At 36.9% G+C, this 236-nt stretch carries 1 protein-coding gene; it reads right to left on the reverse strand.

Annotated features, from left to right (window positions below; translation table 11 throughout):
* Positions 1 to 218: hypothetical protein (locus ACR9ZK_RS23495; protein ID WP_481344319.1), on the reverse strand; the 218-nt coding region annotated here is incomplete at its 3' end.
* Between the last annotated feature and the right edge of the window lie 18 nt (positions 219 to 236).

The raw sequence follows: 236 nt of genomic DNA on the forward strand, positions 1-236 counted from the left end.
TTTATATCCATTGTATTCTTAGCGTTGTAGCGATAAAAAAGAGAAGCATTATAAAGCGTGTCTTTTTTAGTTCCGGCATTATTATATCCGAATTTCAGATTTTCGACTCCGGTTTGCCCGATATTGCTTTTTACAGCATCAAACCAGATTCTTACCGTATCCGATTTTGGCTTATGGGTCACCTTGTAATCAGTAAGTTTTTCGTTTAGTGATCTCACTTTCACACTGTCTGGTCT

It is taken from the genome of Monashia sp. HAY1-5C (genome assembly GCF_056755255.1).